The following is a 16,310-nucleotide window of genomic DNA, read 5'->3' as shown; positions in this document are numbered from 1 at the left end:
GTTCCAATCCTAAATGCTATTTTATAAGTCAAAATAGGTGGGAATATCACAAGCAATTTCTGCAAAAATAAGCAACCATTTCATAACTTAACCTTTCCGATTTAAAAATGAGTAAGCCTATCAAATCTATTAGTTAAAAAAACTGAGCATCACAAAAATCTTAAAAGATTTCTGTAATGCTCAGCCAATTTCTTTGAGTAATAAATAATGCTATTATATTAATTAATACCTATTTCAGCTTTTACAACATCTGCAATTTTATCGACATAATAATCAACTTTTTCTTTTGTTGGCGCTTCTGCCATAACACGCAATAAAGGCTCCGTTCCAGATGGTCGAACAAGAATACGGCCATCTCCAGCCATTTCAGCTTCCATTTCTTCAACAATTTTCTTTATTGCCGGAACATCCATTGCGCCATTTTTGTCTGACACTCGAATATTCACTAATTTTTGTGGATAAACGGTTACTTCTGCCGCAAGTTCTGATAATTTTTTGCCAGTTTGTTTCATTACGTTCAATAACTGAATACCAGACAACATACCGTCACCAGTCGTGTTATAATCTAAAAATACAATATGTCCAGATTGTTCTCCACCAAAATTGTAATCATTATTGCGCATTTCTTCAACAACATAGCGATCACCAACTTGTGTGATAACATCTTTTAATCCAGTTGCTTCAACAGCTTTTCTAAAGCCTAAATTACTCATGACCGTTGTGACAATTGTATCTTTTTTCAATCGTTTTTTCTCAGCTAAGTATTTGGCACAAATAAACATTATTTTATCACCATCAACAATATTTCCTAACTCATCAACTGCAATGATACGATCGCCATCTCCATCAAAAGCTAATCCTGCATCCGCACCTTTTTCAACAACAAACTCAGCTAGTTTCTCAGGATGCGTTGAACCTACACCATCATTAATGTTCATGCCGTTCGGTGTTGTACCCATCGTATAAAAATCAGTTTCTAAATCAGCAAATAATCGATTGACCGAAGTTGTTGTCGCTCCATTTGCAGCATCAATACAAACTGTTAATCCAGCTAAATCACCAGGAATTGTTTGCACTAAAAATTGCGAATACTTCAACAAACCTTCTGGAAATTCATCTTGCGATCCTAAACCTTCAGCAGAAGGACGAGGTAACGTATCTTCTTCTGCATCTAATAAAGCCTCAATCTCTAATTCTTGCTCATCTACTAATTTAAATCCATCAGAGCCGAAAAATTTGATGCCATTATCTTCTGCTGGATTATGTGAAGCTGAAATCATAACACCTGCAGAAGCTTTTTGTAATTTCGTCAAATAAGCGACTCCTGGAGTTGAAATCACACCTAATTGAAACACTTCAATCCCTACAGACAAAAGACCAGCAACTAATGCCTGTTCAAGCATTTGACCTGAAATTCTTGTGTCGCGCCCTACTAAAACTCTAGGTTTAGTTGTTGAATCTTCATGTTGACTTAATACATATCCACCACATCTTCCTAATTTAAACGCTAATTCTGGCGTTAACTCCTTATTAGCAATTCCTCTGACTCCATCTGTTCCAAAATATTTCCCCATGCTTATAATTCTCCTCTGCAAGTTATCCATTTATTTTCAATATATCGTTATTTATTATCATTATCTCACTAAAAATCTTTCCACAGAGTAATAGACTTCTCTCTACTCATTTTTTTCAGTTTCAATAATTGGTTCGCCAGTATCTTCTGGAGAACTTTGGACAGTCGTTGAAGAACTGGAACTACCCGTTTGCTCTACTTGTTCAGTTGTAGATGTAGGATTTGTTGTCTGCTCTCCATTAGTATAACTACTTGAACTTGAACTTGAGCCATCCGAATAAAAACTGCTTTGTGAATCCATAAATAGCGGTGTAATCGTAACTTCAACATCACTTGGTGTCACAACATATTCTTCGCTTGTTGGTATCTTGACCGTTTGTTTTGTAGTTGTTCGTACATCTGTCACATCAACAGGTACATCGAGCGCTTCAATTGAACTCAATACCGAATTTGGGCCTCTAATTTCGACTTTGGACTCAGAAAGAGCAAAAGAAAAGCTATTAATGCCACTTGGTATATCGCCTGATGAGACAGCCCGCAAGGAAACCTCTTTGCTTGGAACGGTTAGATCTACGGTCACACTAACTTGAGGAGCAGGATTTTCAATCGTCAACATTTGACCATTTTTATCAACTGCCTGAACATTAACAGTTTGTTTGATAGTGTCTACCGATTGTTTCACATTTGATAAAGGAGCAACAATTCGATCAATTGCCTTAAGCGTCTCTTCACCAGTAGTAATTTTCACTTCTTTAGGATCTACGGTTATTTTATTAACTTTATATCCTTCAGCTTCTACCGAATTTGGCAATTGCGCTTCAACTTTAAATGTCTTTGAAACTTTCTTTTCAATCGTTGCCGTTATCGTTTGAGGCTCAATGGTTGCATTGACTGCACTACTTAAGCCTTTAACTTTTAATTGAATTTCAGATGTTCCGACAGGTACATTAGTAAGATCAGCGACGACTTGAAAACTTCGAGTATCTTCATTCACTTCTTTATTTAATTGAATTCGGTTGGCACTGCTTAACTGAACATTGACTGTCTCTTCGTACCCTGAAACAAAATACTTATCTTTATCATATTCAAGCTGAACTGGAACGTTGTAAATCATTTCATCATAAATTTGATTATTGCCTAGATTACTTGGGATTGTTCCTTGAGCATTTGCATTAAAGAAAAGAAGTAGCGCAAATAATAACGCCAAAATTCCTGAAAACCATTTTTTTTGTGAAAGGTTTCTCATTTTTTCTTCGCCCCTTTCGTTACACCTTCAATAAAGTGTAGCAAAAGATTCTTTTTATCTTTGCTCTCATTCTTAGGAACTAATTCTTCTCGTAAAATTTTGAGATATTCTTCCTGAGATAAATGTGAAAGCAACTCATTATTTAAGGTTAAACTAACTTCACCCGTTTCCTCTGACACAATAATTGTGATTGCATCACTCACCTCACTAATCCCAACTGCTGCACGATGGCGAGTCCCAAACTCTTTAGGAATCAAGGTACTCTCAGAAAGTGGTAAATAAGCGCTAGCAACTGCAATTTTTTCATTTTTAACAATCACAGCACCATCATGTAAAGGAGTATTAGGAATAAAAATATTAATCAATAACTCGCCTGTAATATCGGCATCCAAATCAATCCCTGTTTCAATATATTCGTCTAAACCAGTATTTCTTTCAATGGTGATTAATGCTCCAATTTTCCGCTTAGACATATACTGAATCGCTTTATCAAAAGCTAAAATCATCCGTTCATCTTCCTGTTGCTCTCCTCTTGATGGTGTTAGGAAAGAACTTCTCCCTAAATGCTCCAAACCACGTCGAATCTCTGGTTGGAAAATAACGACTGCAGCAATCACACCATACGTAATTACTTGATTCATAAGCCATGACAAAGTATGCAAGCCAATAATATCACTTAAAACACGAATGAAAATAAAAATAGCCACACCTTTAAACAGCTGAACGGCTTTTGTTCCTCTCACTAACATAATTAATTTATAAACAAGGTACCAAACCACAAGAATATCTATAATATTAATAATAAAGTCTTTGGAAAAAAAATCTGTAGAAATTAACTGTTGCCAATAATTTAAACTGAATAATTGATTAAGTTGAAAAGACATTATATACATCACTTCTCTTTCGAAGAATTCTTTTCAAGTATACCATATTCTTTTCATTGATTACAGAAGTGAAATCCGAAAGAAAGAAAAATTTACAGAATTTTTTACTGAAAAATTACAGAAAAAAATGGATAAAATTAGTTCCAAAACACTCAATAGTTAAACAAACGAGCAACTAGCAAAATAAAAATAATTTTGCGGTCGCTCGTCTGCTATCATTTTTTTTTATCTCACTCTACATAAACCATTTTAACTCTTTATTACTCTTCTGTTTTAGCTCGTTTTGCTGCACGCTCTGCTCTTTTGGCAGCTCTTCTAGCTTGTGCTTCTAAATCAACTGGTTTTGCTTTTTTCTCTTTCACAGTTTTTTCCATTGTCACTTCTGTAACTTCATCTGATACCTTTTTTTCTAATTTCGCTTTAATTTTTTCTTCTTGACCAGCTAGTCGTGCATAATTATAAAAACGTTTTTTCGCATCACCAACTGTTTTATCAAATAATTTTTCAGCAAATTCTGGCTGCATTGATTCTAATGAAGAAAAACGAACTTGTTTACGCATAAAGGCCTTCATTTCATCAAATGTAGGTTTTTTATAGTCCAACGTCATTGGATTTTTACCTTTTTCTCTTAATTCCGGATTATAACGATACAACGACCAGTAACCAGAGTTGACCGCTTCTTTTGCTTCTTGCAACGTTTTGCTCATACCTCCAGCGAGTCCATGAGCGATACAAGGCGTGTAAGCGATAATTAATGATGGACCTGGGAAACGTTCTGCTTCTTCAAACGCTTTAATCGTCTGCATTTGATTTGCTCCAGAAGCGATTTGAGCAACATAGACATTGCCATAAGTCATCGCCATCATTCCTAAATCTTTCTTAGAAACATATTTTCCACTTGCAGAAAACTTAGCAATAGCAGAAGCAGGAGTTGCTTTAGAAGTTTGACCGCCAGTATTTGAATAAACTTCATTATCCAAGACTAACATATTGACATCCGCTCCGCTCGCTAACACATGATCAATCCCACCATAACCAATATCATAAGCCCAGCCGTCTCCGCCAATCATCCATTGACTATTCTTCACAAACAAATCATTATCTGCATAGATTTCTTCTAATAATGGATTTCCAGCTTTTTCTTCAAGTAAGGCAGCTTTCAATTTTGCAGCTCGTTGTTGACTGCCTTCTCCGCTATACATATGCTCAATCCAATTTTTCATCAAGTCCGCTAAAGAAGAAGATACGGTAGATAACGCTTCCTGCATTTTTTCGGCTAAATATTCGCGACGAGTTTGACTTGCTAAAAACATCCCATAACCAAATTCTGCATTATCTTCTAATAATGAATTCGACCAAGCTGGTCCTTGTCCTTCATCATTTGTTGTATATGGAGCAACCGGTGCTGCTGCACCCCAAATAGAGGAACAACCCGTTGCATTAGCAATCATCATGCGGTCACCAAACATTTGTGTCAATAGTTTTACATAAGGCGTTTCACCACAACCAGAACAAGCTCCCGAAAATTCTAATAAAGGTTTGTTAAATTGCGTGCCTAAGACTGTATTCGGTTTAGCTGGATTTTCTTTTTGTTTTAACGTCATTGAAAAAGCCCAGTTTATTGCTTCTGCTTTTTGTTCTTCATATGGCTTCATCACTAAAGCCTTCCCTTTAGCTGGACAAGCTTCAACACAAAGACCACACCCAGTACAATCTTCCACAGAAACTTGAATTCGATACTTCAAGCCATCAGTGCCACGCATTTCTCTGACAATATAGCCTTCAGGAGCTTCAGTCATCTCTTCTTCATCCGCTAAAAATGGACGGATTGCCGCATGCGGACAAACAAAAGCACACTCATTACACATCGTACAACGATCACTAATCCACTCAGGTACTTCAATAGCCACACTACGTTTTTCAACTGCAGTCGTCCCCAAAGGCATTCGGCCATCTGTCATCCCATTTCTGACTAGTGTACCAACTGAAAGTTCATTTCCTTCCTGTCTATTTACAGGTTCCACGATTTCATGAATATAGTTCGAACTATTTTCTGTTCGTTTTCTCGGTTTTACTTCAACAGACTTCCATGCTTCTGGAATCTCAATTTGATGCAAGTGTTCGATGGTACGATCAATTGCTTGAATATTTTTTTCAACGATACTCATTGATTTTTTTCCATAACTTTTCAGGGCATCTTCTTTTAAAAGAGGCAATACACTTTCGATCGGCATAATGTTAGCTAATTTAAAAAAGGCTGTTTGCATCACAGTATTGATCCGTCCACCTAAACCAACTTCACTAGCTAATTGAATCGCATTAATAGTATAAAATTGAATCTCATTTTCAGCTAAATAACGTTTTAATTTGTTAGGTAAAAAGCGATTTAATTGTTCATCATTCCAAATAGTATTCAGTAAGAAAATGCCACCTTTTTTCAACCCTTTTACTAAATCATACGTATTTAAATAGGCAGCTGTATGACAGGCAACAAAATCAGCATGTTCAATCAAATAAGTAGAACGAATTTTTTGCTCCCCAAATCTCAAATGCGAAACAGTTAGTCCACCTGATTTTTTCGAGTCATAATAAAAGAAACCTTGTGCATATTTATCGGTATTGTCTCCAATAATTTTAATCGCCGATTTATTTGCGCCAACCGTTCCATCAGAACCAAAGCCCCAAAATTTCGCTTGATAAGTAGTCGTATTGGTTAAATCTAATGCAGGTCCCACATCTAAGGAAGTATAAGTCACATCATCGTCAATTCCAATTGTAAACCGTGATTTTACATTTTTCTTTTCTTTTTGTAATTCGTTATATATAGCGACAATTTGATTCGGTAAAACATCTTTTGATCCTAATCCATAACGTCCGCCGATAATCATTGGACGTAAATCAGATTCATACATCGCACTTTGAACGTCTAATAATAATGGTTCACCGCCAGCGCCAGGTTCTTTTGTACGATCCATAACGCCAATTGCTTTAACTGTTTTCGGCATTTTTGCTAAAAATGTCTCAATCGGGAAAGGACGATAGAGATGAATATTTAAGAAACCGACTTTTCGTCCTTGTTTTGTTAAATAATCAATCGTTTGTTCAATTGCTTGAGCCGCTGACCCCATAGATACAATGACCTCTTCTGCATCTTCAACACCATAATAAGTAACCAAATCATAGTTGGTCCCTCTTAATTGATTAATTTCGCCCATATACTTTTTCACAATTGCAGGAATCGTTTCATAATATTTATTAACGGTTTCACGTTGTTGAAAATGAATATCAGGATTTTGATTCATCCCACTAACTGACGGGTGATTCGGATTCATACTACGTTGGCGAAATTCTGCCAACTTTTCTTGATTGATTAAAGGCGCAAGTTCATCGTAATCCAATACTTCTATTTTTTGTATTTCATGACTAGTTCGAAAGCCATCAAAGAAATTAATAAACGGCACACTTGATTCAATTGATGCTAAATGAGCAACAGCAGATAAATCCATGACTTCTTGAACACTGCTTTCTGACAACATCGCAAAACCAGTTTGTCGAGCAGCCATCACATCTCCATGATCTCCAAAAATATTTAACGCATTTGTCGTTATCGCACGACTAGCCACATGAAAAACAGAAGGTAACAATTCTCCTGCAATTTTATACATGTTTGGAATCATTAACAATAACCCTTGAGATGCTGTATAAGTTGTTGTCAAAGCACCTGTTTTTAAGGAGCCGTGCACCACACCTGCTGCTCCAGCTTCTGATTGCATTTCTACAATTCTTACAGGTTGACCAAAAATATTTTTCTTTCCTTCGGCTGACCATTGATCAACAAGTTCCGCCATGGTTGAACTTGGCGTAATTGGGTAAATTGCTGCCAATTCAGTAAAAGCATAAGAAATATGTGCAGCTGCTGTATTCCCATCCATTGTTTTCATTCTTCGCATAATCATTGTTCGCTTCCTTTTATTTATCTATATTAGAATAGTTGCACGCATATTCTTATACATTATAACGGAACTATCTTGATTTTGAAACATTCTGAAGATTTTTTTCACAGACTTATCATAATTTCTTTTTGAAATAAAAGAAAAGAAGAAGCTGGGACAGAGGGATTTAACTTCAAAAAGAAGCGATAACACATGAAAATTATTTTCTAATTTTTGTGAATTAGCGCTTATTTCCGTAGGAGTTGCTTCTGCTCCCACTAGTTATTCGATTTTAGAGATTATAACAAAAGTGTTTTGTACTTTTGACTCATTCACCACTTTAGTTGGTTTGATTTTTTATAGAATAATGAATAAAATTCACAAACTTCTTATTAAAAAAGTTAATTTCGTTTGAAACGAATTCCTTTTTCCGATAAGCGACGAGTAATTTGGTAAATAAATGTATCATCTGGTGAAATCCATCGACTTTTGATTTCGTTCCTCTTAGTTGAATCAAAATAATGTGCCGGCAAACCATCTAAAAAGTGATGACTTCTTTTTTTATCTCCTGCAGGGCGTTCACCATAATTAAAAGATTCTCCGTTCATAATAGGCATTTCAATCGCATACATCTTTTCTTCATTTGATTTTTTCCTCCACTGGCTAATCAACATACCTGATTCATCTATAATAAATTCACTATGATAATCATTTGATAAAATTTTACGATTGAATCCATGTCTACGTAATTTTTTTATCCAACCGAAAATATTCATTACACGTTTTTGTTTTTTTAGGTCTCGATTTTCGATATCGATTCCCAATAAAGCTCGATTGTGGTATTGAGGATCCGCATAAAACCACTTTCCAACCAATACTTCTTTAATAGCTAATTCATCTGTCTTCAATTTCTTCTCTCGACGATAGGTTTCAATAAATTTAATATTGTGTTGATCAATTTGGTGTCGAAATTGATGAATCATTGTTTCTAGCGGATATTTTTTCCTTAGTTTTGATTTTGACAAATGCTTATCTTCTTTTTGAGTCAATAATCCATCTGGATAAGCCTGTTGAATGATTTGAGCAAATTCAATTAAAAAGGAAGACCCTGGTGGCATCATCGGATCAAAATAAAAATCAGGTTTCTGAAAAGTGACCAAATCATGATGTTCATCGAAACCAATTCCTAACTGGCCTATCACCAACTGAATTTTAGCTTTATTTGCTAATTGACTTGCCTTAAACATTTTCTCATATAATTGTGATCCAACTAGAAATTGTTGCTGATTTATTCCACTTATGTTCGCTTCATTTTCATTTAAATTTGTCGTTTCCTTCATATATATATCGATTGCAGCTTGGTCCCAACCGTAAGCTTTTAATTGATTGACCTTTTTTAAAGATCTCTCGAGCTTATACTCATCACTTTCAAGCCAGTTTTGCTTCTCATTCATTCTCACTTCTCACCTCATTTGGTTTTATTTCTTTCAGACTTTATTAAAGAAATAAGACTGAAACAAAACTTGAACTCCGTTTCGTTTCAGTCTATATAGTCAAGCAAACTTTCATTTAATCAAATTTGCTATTTTTGCTAAAATTGTTTTTAATATAGTTCTAAATACTGTTCTCTTTCCCATTCAGAAACAGTTTGTCTAAAGGCGGCCCATTCCATGCGCTTCGCTTCAACAAAATTCGCATAAATATGTTGACCTAAAGCATCAATCATCACATCATTTTTGCGTAATTCTTTAATTGCATTATGAATAGTAGATGGTAAATCTTCAATATGTGCTTCTTTACGCTCCGCTTCATTCATAACATAAATATTGCGATCTACTGCAGCAGGTGGTTCAATTTCATTTCTAATTCCATCTAAACCAGCTTCTAATAAAACAGCCATAGTTAAGTATGGATTTGCTGAAGGATCTACTGAACGTAATTCTAGACGGGTAGATAAGCCACGAGATTCAGGCACTCGAACTAAAGGAGAACGATTACGACCACTCCAAGCAACATAAACAGGTGCTTCATATCCTGGAACTAGTCGTTTATATGAATTAACTGTTGGATTACAAACCGCAGTATACGCTCTTGCGTGTTTTAAAAGTCCGCCTAAGAAATGATAAGCTGTTTGACTTAATTGCATTGGACCATCTTCATCGAAGAAAGCATTCTCTTCACCTTTGAATAAAGACATATTACAATGCATACCAGAACCATTGATTCCGTATAATGGTTTTGGCATAAAGGTTGCGTGCAATCCATGTTTACGAGCAATTGTTTTTACAACTAATTTAAACGTTTGGATATTATCACAAGCTTCAATCACATCAGCATATTTGAAATCAATCTCATGTTGACCAGGAGCAACTTCATGATGAGATGCCTCAACTTCAAAGCCAAGACTTTCTAGCTCAAGAACGATATCACGACGACAATTTTCACCTAAGTCAGTAGGGGCAAAATCAAAGTAGCCACCTTTATCATTTAAATCGGTTGTAATTTCACCATCTTCATCTAACTTGAATAAGAAAAATTCTGGTTCAGGACCTAAGTTAAATGAAGTGAAACCTAAACTTTTCATTTCAGCTAAAATACGACGTAAATTCCCTCTAGGATCTCCAGCAAATGGTTCTCCATTAGGATTATAAATATCACAAATTAAACGAGCAACTTTACCATGATCACTTTCCCAAGGAAAAATCATCCATGTGGACAAATCAGGATATAAATACATATCACTTTCTTCAATACGAACAAAGCCTTCAATTGAAGAACCATCGAACATCATTTTGTTACTTAATACTTTTTTTAGTTGGCTTACAGGGACTTCAACGTTTTTAATAGTACCCATGATATCAGTAAACATTAATCTTAAAAATCGTACATTTTCTTCCTCGGCAATTCGTATAATGTCTTCCTCTGTGTTTTGTCTTTTTGTCATAGTATCCCTTCCTGCCCTTCATTTTTTAGCTTACTAATTTTTTTACAACCGTGGTCCTTTTGATTGGAATGGATTTTGTTGAGTTAGTCCACCTTGCGAGATAAGCTCATCGTACAAAATCTTGCGGACATCTTCATCCGTTAATGGTTTATTAGAATCTTTTCCAAATTTCTGTTCTTCCAATTTCATTTCATACACGCGTTTGATGCCAGCCATATTCAGACCATCTGACAAATAATCTTTGATTTCAAGTAAAACATCAATATCGTTCAGAGAATACATTCGTCGATTCCCCTCACTTCTTTCAGGATAAATCAAGTCTTGTTCTTCATAATAACGAATTTGACGTGCAGATAAATCTGTCAATTTCATAACTGTACCAATTGGAAAAACGGACATCGATCTCCTCAGTTCCTTCTCTCTCATATCCACCCCCCTCTCTAAGATATGTATAGGATAACAGTACTTTTTTCTCTTGTCAACTGTTTATGTAAGGTTTCCTAACATAAGTTTTTGAATATTCGTTTTTTGCTATGTACTATGTACCACTGACCAAAAAATAAGCGACCAATCAAAAAAATTTGAAAAACACCAGTTAGGAATCATTCAACATCGAATGGAAACCTTTCGTATTTTTACCATTTTCGTGATTGGTCGCTTATTGTTATATATCCGAAGAGCGATGTGATTCAATGAAGTATTGTACTTAGTCGGTTCTTGGCGCATCTCATTCTGCCATAACCTCAAACCATTTGTATTTCTTATCAGTTTTGTGAGGTATCGCTTTTCTCTTGATTTTTAACTAATTATCCTCAATTCAATATTCAATACTAAAAATTAACAGTTAAATGAATCATTCATTCCTCTTCAGATTCACGGGACCATTTAGAATTCATTTTAGCAAAGCCTTTTACTTGATAGCCAGTTGCTTCTTCATCATAATTTTCTGCTAATAACAAAGTTTGTCTTTTTAAATCACTTAAAAGATGACCTTGACTTGCTGGAATTTCAAACTCATAAGGTTGCATAATTTCCATCATGCTCTCTCGAATAGCTTCGGTCAACTGCTCTTTACCGATACTACTTTTAGCTGAAATTAAGACATTTGGAAATAATGTTGGAACAAACTCATTCCCCTTCAATTGATCTCCTTTATTATATACAGTCAAAACAGGAACATGGCTTAAATCCAGCTCTTTTAACAAACTAGTCACGGTTTGTTCGTGTTGGATTCGATCCTCAGCACTCGCATCCACTACGTGTAGTAGCAAGTCCATTCCGCGACTTTCTTCTAGAGTTGATTGGAATGCTTCAATTAATTGCGTTGGCAAATCTTGAATAAATCCGACTGTATCGGTTAAAGTTACAACCATTCCCTGAGGGAGTTGCCATTTTTTTGTTAGTGGATCTAATGTAGCAAATAGCTGATCTTCAGAATACGTACCCGCAGTTGTCAATAAATTCAAAATCGTTGATTTTCCAGCATTTGTATAACCAATCAGACCAATTTGAAAGATATCAGAATCTTGCCTTTTTTGCCTACTTCTTTCACGATGAGCAGATACTTCTTTTAACTCATGTCTAATCGCAGTAATTTTATTGCGAATATGTCGACGGTCCGTTTCTAGTTTTGTTTCACCAGGACCTCTTGTCCCAATTCCGCCACCTAAACGAGAGAGACTAATTCCTTGTCCAGCTAAACGAGGCAGTAAATAATTAAGCTGTGCTAACTCAACTTGCATCTTGCCTTCTTTGGAGCGAGCTCTCATCGCAAAAATATCTAAAATTAACTGGACTCGATCAATCACACGTATGCCAACTGCTTCTGTAATATTCTGACCTTGTCTAGGTGTTAATTCATGATTAAAGACAACAACATCTGCTTCATACGCATCAACCAATTGAACTAATTCTTCTAGTTTTCCTTTACCGATCAATGTTTTTGAATCCATTTTTGGTCGTTTTTGTGTCAAATCAAAAACGACTTCTCCTTGAGCAGTATTGACCAAATTTTCTAGCTCTTTCATAGAACTATCAAATTGATCACTATTTTTTGGTGTTTCCACACCAACTATAATAATTTTTTCAACTACATTCTCCATCTGGCTCTCCTTTTGGCTTATTTAGCCAAGCTAAAACTTCAGCTTCTAATTCCATTTGAGAAGCAGGATTCTGAATTAAATCCCACCATGATGCACTTAAACGATTTTTAAACCAAGTTAATTGACGCTTTGCATATCTTCGAGAATTTTGTTTTACTTGATCAACTGCTGTTTCATAAGATTCCCTTCCATCAAAATAAGGAAAAAATTCTTTATAGCCAATCCCCTGATTCGCTTGAGAAGGCGGACTATTGTAGAGTAATTCTGCTTCTTTTAGAACGCCTTTATCAATCATTAAATTAACACGGGTATTAATCCGCTCGTATAATAATTGACGATCCGTTTCCAAACCAATCATTAAATAATCATAAAGACACTTTGGTTCAACTTTAGGAGTTAAAATACTCTGACCTGTTTTCTCAAAAACCTCTATCGCCCGGATAATTTTCTTTTGGTTATTGAAGTGAATTTTTTCGGCTGCTAACGGATCTTTTTGAGCTAACAGTTCCCATAATTTTTTATTTCCTTTTTCTTGCGCATATCGTTCATAGGTTTCACGAATATCGGTAGACTCGTCTTTACTGCCTAATTTATAATCATAAAGTAAAGCTTGCACATAGAGTCCTGTTCCGCCAACAATAATCGGAACTTTTCCTTTTGCGCAAATTTCATCGATGACCTGTCGACCTTCTTTTTGAAAATCAGAAACTGAATAAGACTCACCAATTTCTCTACAATCAATCAAATAATGATTAATTCCAGCTTTTTCTGCTGAAGAAACTTTTGCCGTTCCAATATCTAATTGACGATAAACTTGCATCGAATCTCCGCTAATAATCTCTCCATTGATTTTTTTAGCTAATTCAATGCTTAATGCTGTTTTACCAACAGCAGTTGGACCAACGATTACTAATACTTTTTTCATAAGGAACATCCTTTTTTAAACTCTTTTATATAAATAATGTAGATAAAAGAATTAGATTATTCACTAAGTAATTTTTTTATCACTTTCATTTCACCTGAAACATACATACAAATAGTCACTGCAAGTAACCAAAAGATACCTCTAAAAAGTAACGTAATAAATAAATTAGGAAAACTTAAGAACGGGTTGGTGAAAAACAAGATAATTGCAACTATGGCACCAATAAAGGCAGGCTTTATTAATTGCTTCAATGCATCTCTTAATCTTCCATTCAGTGCTTTATTCATCAATAACCAATAGGATATCAAAAAGTTAATTAAATTAGCAATACAAACAAAAACAGCGACATAAATAATTTTTCCAAAACCTACCCCAATTATAATACTTGGTATCATAATACAAAAAGAAATAATTCCATTTATAAATAACATTTTAGATTGATTTCTTGCCATAAAAATACCACTAGTTACAGCAACCAACATTTGAGACCATAAGCTAAACGATAAGATAAAGAATGGCGTTACAGCTCCATACCATTTTGATCCAAAAAGGAAAAAAATGATTTCTTTAGCATTCAACATCATAAACACAGTTAAAGAAAATGCTAATAAAGATAGGACTCTTATAATTTTAAAGAATGTTTCTTGAATTATTTTAACATTATCTTGGTGTTGCGATAAGATCGGCTGTAAAACCGGGGTGATAACACCTAAAAAAACAGTTGTGGGCATCGATAAAAGTTGATAACTTTTTTGATAATTTGCAATAGATGTCGGTCCCAAAAAACGGCCAACTAATAAATTATCAGCATTTCTTGATAAATAATTAAAAAAAGTAAAGAAAAATTGATTTCTTGAAAATGAATAAATAGATATTAACGGTTTAGGATTCCAACTTAATGTATATTTAAGTTTAACAACCGAAATATTTAAAATGAATGCAATAACTGATGGAACTGCACTGCAGATAACTAGTGCATAAATTCCCCAACCAGAAAAAGCAGCATATACACCAAAAATTGCTCCAAACGCACTAGAAATACAAACTCTAAGATTTAAATCTTTAAATCTTAATGTCTTATTTAGTATTGATTTTGGCACAGTATTAATTCCTTCAAAAAAAACTACTATTGACATTGCCCAAAAAAGATTTTTATAATCATCATTTTGATATGAAAATGCAACAAATCTTCCTAATAATCCGAATACTACACTAAGTAGTAAAGAAAATAGAATGGTATAATTAAATAAAATACCATAGTCTTCTTCACTCAAATCTTTTTTTTGTATTATAGCAGGTCCAATTCCTGCTGTTACAATCAATTGAAAAAACAGTAAATAGACTTGAGCATTTGCAACAATTCCAAATTCTTCTACTGATAAAATTCTAGATAAAATAACATTGATTAGGAACTGAATCAATAATATACTGTATGATCCAATAGCAGTAAATATCATGCCTGATCGAAAAGTATTGTTCATAAAATACCCTCTTTAACTTTTTTAATTTTGAGTCATTCTATATATATATTCTAAATAAACACCAAACAAATCTAACAGTTTTAGGTAGCATAAATATGAATCTTGAAACCGTAAGCTTATTCTCATAAAATTCCATTTAGATAATCAATCACCGGAGAAAAAGTAACCGAAAAAGTGAAATTAGTTTCACCGTATTGATATATTTCTTTAGAAAGTTGATTTCGCGATTTGTTATTCGTTAAATTTTGATACCACTCAACAATCGAAACAATATTGATGGGCGTATCATCATTTGGTACACGATAGTAAAAGGGGATATCTTTATCGTCTAGATCAGTTTTTACACCAGAAATAATCGGTAATCCCTTAGCTAGGTATTCTTTTCCCTTCAAACTACTATTGTAAGTAACGCCCGAACGATGCCTACCCAATGAATCAATTCCGATACTCGCTTCTTTATAATATTGATCTAACTCAGTTAATTTTTTTCTACCACTTAAAGTTACGATATTTTCAAGATTGTAGTCTTTTACAAGTTTTTGATATTCACTTAAAACAGGACCATCACCAATAAGATTAAATACTACTTTGGTCTTCTGCTCCGTCTTTTGATTGTATTCTTTTAAGCCTTCAATTAGACGATCATAACCATGATAAAAACATAGTGTAGCCACACCAATTAAATGAATGGTTTGATCCTCAGCTTCTTCACGGCTAAAACTTAATTGCTTAAATTCATAAGCATTCGAAATATTTATACACTGAACACCAAATATTTCTTGATCATCTGAATACGTGACAATTCTATCAATATACTTTGATAGTTTTTTGGTCCAACGTTTTTCTTTCATTGCAATATCTATTTTTACTAAACCATTAAATTCATTCAAATAAGGATAAGTAGGAATTTCAAGAATGATCTTTAGCTTTGGATTTATCTTTTTGGCTTTCTTCACTAGTTCAATGACACTTTTGTCCAAAACAGCCCCTTTTCTTATGTATGCGAAATCATAATTAGTCCATTCAATATTCTTAGTCTTAAAATATTGCTCAGAAAAAAATGGTATTAAATTTCTCGCTAAATGGAGCTTATTTCGTTTCCCGTTTATATGTTTCGTAATGTGATAATTATTTTGTTCAAACTCATTAATTTGTAAGTTGATCTTTTCTAAAATACCATCAGCATGTGTTAAGTCCTGAGATAGGTAAATCCCGTTCATAAA

General features: G+C 34.3%; 11 protein-coding genes. All 11 read right to left on the bottom strand.

From position 1 onward, the window contains the following. Positions 1-218: 218 nt before the first annotated feature. A complete protein-coding gene (gene glmM / locus ACYSNW_RS15230; RefSeq protein ID WP_461745918.1) occupies positions 219-1,574 on the bottom strand; it encodes a phosphoglucosamine mutase in 1,356 nt (451 codons plus the stop codon). A 102-nt stretch (positions 1,575-1,676) separates the two neighbouring features. Next, a complete protein-coding gene (locus tag ACYSNW_RS15225) occupies positions 1,677-2,819 on the bottom strand; it encodes a CdaR family protein (RefSeq protein ID WP_461745916.1) in 1,143 nt (380 codons plus the stop codon). Then, positions 2,816-3,703 carry a diadenylate cyclase CdaA gene (cdaA, locus tag ACYSNW_RS15220; RefSeq protein ID WP_461745914.1) on the bottom strand — a complete coding sequence of 296 codons (888 nt, stop codon included), beginning with the start codon at positions 3,701-3,703 and terminating at the stop codon, positions 2,816-2,818. Before cdaA ends, ACYSNW_RS15225 begins: the two co-directional genes overlap by 4 nt. Before the next feature lie 260 nt (positions 3,704-3,963). Then, positions 3,964-7,653: a pyruvate:ferredoxin (flavodoxin) oxidoreductase gene (gene nifJ / locus ACYSNW_RS15215; RefSeq protein ID WP_461746035.1), complete on the bottom strand. Its 3,690-nt coding sequence runs from the start codon at positions 7,651-7,653 to the stop codon at positions 3,964-3,966. 383 nt (positions 7,654-8,036) lie between these two features. Then, complete coding sequence (locus ACYSNW_RS15210) at positions 8,037-9,089, bottom strand: DUF3114 domain-containing protein (RefSeq protein WP_461745912.1); 1,053 nt, start codon at positions 9,087-9,089, stop codon at positions 8,037-8,039. Positions 9,090-9,238: 149 nt separating this feature from the next. Further along, positions 9,239-10,579: a type I glutamate--ammonia ligase gene (gene glnA, locus ACYSNW_RS15205; RefSeq protein ID WP_461745911.1), complete on the bottom strand. Its 1,341-nt coding sequence runs from the start codon at positions 10,577-10,579 to the stop codon at positions 9,239-9,241. 42 nt (positions 10,580-10,621) lie between these two features. Beyond that, positions 10,622-11,005 (bottom strand): MerR family transcriptional regulator, encoded by a 384-nt coding sequence (locus ACYSNW_RS15200; protein WP_461745909.1) that lies wholly within the window; start codon positions 11,003-11,005, stop codon positions 10,622-10,624. A 431-nt stretch (positions 11,006-11,436) separates the two neighbouring features. Further along, the gene (gene hflX / locus ACYSNW_RS15195) at positions 11,437-12,681 is read right to left on the bottom strand and encodes a GTPase HflX (RefSeq protein WP_461745907.1); all 1,245 of its coding nucleotides are present in this window, start codon (positions 12,679-12,681) and stop codon (positions 11,437-11,439) included. Next, complete coding sequence (gene miaA, locus ACYSNW_RS15190) at positions 12,665-13,606, bottom strand: tRNA (adenosine(37)-N6)-dimethylallyltransferase MiaA (RefSeq protein WP_461745905.1); 942 nt, start codon at positions 13,604-13,606, stop codon at positions 12,665-12,667. Before miaA ends, hflX begins: the two co-directional genes overlap by 17 nt. A 56-nt stretch (positions 13,607-13,662) precedes the next feature. Then, the gene (locus ACYSNW_RS15185; protein ID WP_461745903.1) at positions 13,663-15,087 is read right to left on the bottom strand and encodes a lipopolysaccharide biosynthesis protein; all 1,425 of its coding nucleotides are present in this window, start codon (positions 15,085-15,087) and stop codon (positions 13,663-13,665) included. 122 nt (positions 15,088-15,209) lie between these two features. Beyond that, positions 15,210-16,307 (bottom strand): glycosyltransferase, encoded by a 1,098-nt coding sequence (locus tag ACYSNW_RS15180; RefSeq protein ID WP_461745901.1) that lies wholly within the window; start codon positions 16,305-16,307, stop codon positions 15,210-15,212. Between the last annotated feature and the right edge of the window lie 3 nt (positions 16,308-16,310).

The sequence above is a fragment of the Enterococcus sp. LJL99 genome (genome assembly GCF_054871725.1).
This window is presented reverse-complemented; position numbering and strand designations above follow the sequence as displayed.

Bases quoted from the DNA above. Each gene is read 5' to 3' on its own strand.
- glmM (WP_461745918.1), bottom strand. From the start codon at position 1,574: ATGGGGAAATATTTTGGAACAGATGGAGTCAGAGGAATTGCTAATAAG.
- ACYSNW_RS15225 (WP_461745916.1), bottom strand. From the start codon at position 2,819: ATGAGAAACCTTTCACAAAAAAAATGGTTTTCAGGAATTTTGGCGTTA.
- cdaA (WP_461745914.1), bottom strand. From the start codon at position 3,703: ATGTCTTTTCAACTTAATCAATTATTCAGTTTAAATTATTGGCAACAG.
- nifJ (WP_461746035.1), bottom strand. From the start codon at position 7,653: ATGCGAAGAATGAAAACAATGGATGGGAATACAGCAGCTGCACATATT.
- ACYSNW_RS15210 (WP_461745912.1), bottom strand. From the start codon at position 9,089: ATGAATGAGAAGCAAAACTGGCTTGAAAGTGATGAGTATAAGCTCGAG.
- glnA (WP_461745911.1), bottom strand. From the start codon at position 10,579: ATGACAAAAAGACAAAACACAGAGGAAGACATTATACGAATTGCCGAG.
- ACYSNW_RS15200 (WP_461745909.1), bottom strand. From the start codon at position 11,005: ATGAGAGAGAAGGAACTGAGGAGATCGATGTCCGTTTTTCCAATTGGT.
- hflX (WP_461745907.1), bottom strand. From the start codon at position 12,681: ATGGAGAATGTAGTTGAAAAAATTATTATAGTTGGTGTGGAAACACCA.
- miaA (WP_461745905.1), bottom strand. From the start codon at position 13,606: ATGAAAAAAGTATTAGTAATCGTTGGTCCAACTGCTGTTGGTAAAACA.
- ACYSNW_RS15185 (WP_461745903.1), bottom strand. From the start codon at position 15,087: ATGAACAATACTTTTCGATCAGGCATGATATTTACTGCTATTGGATCA.
- ACYSNW_RS15180 (WP_461745901.1), bottom strand. From the start codon at position 16,307: ATGAACGGGATTTACCTATCTCAGGACTTAACACATGCTGATGGTATT.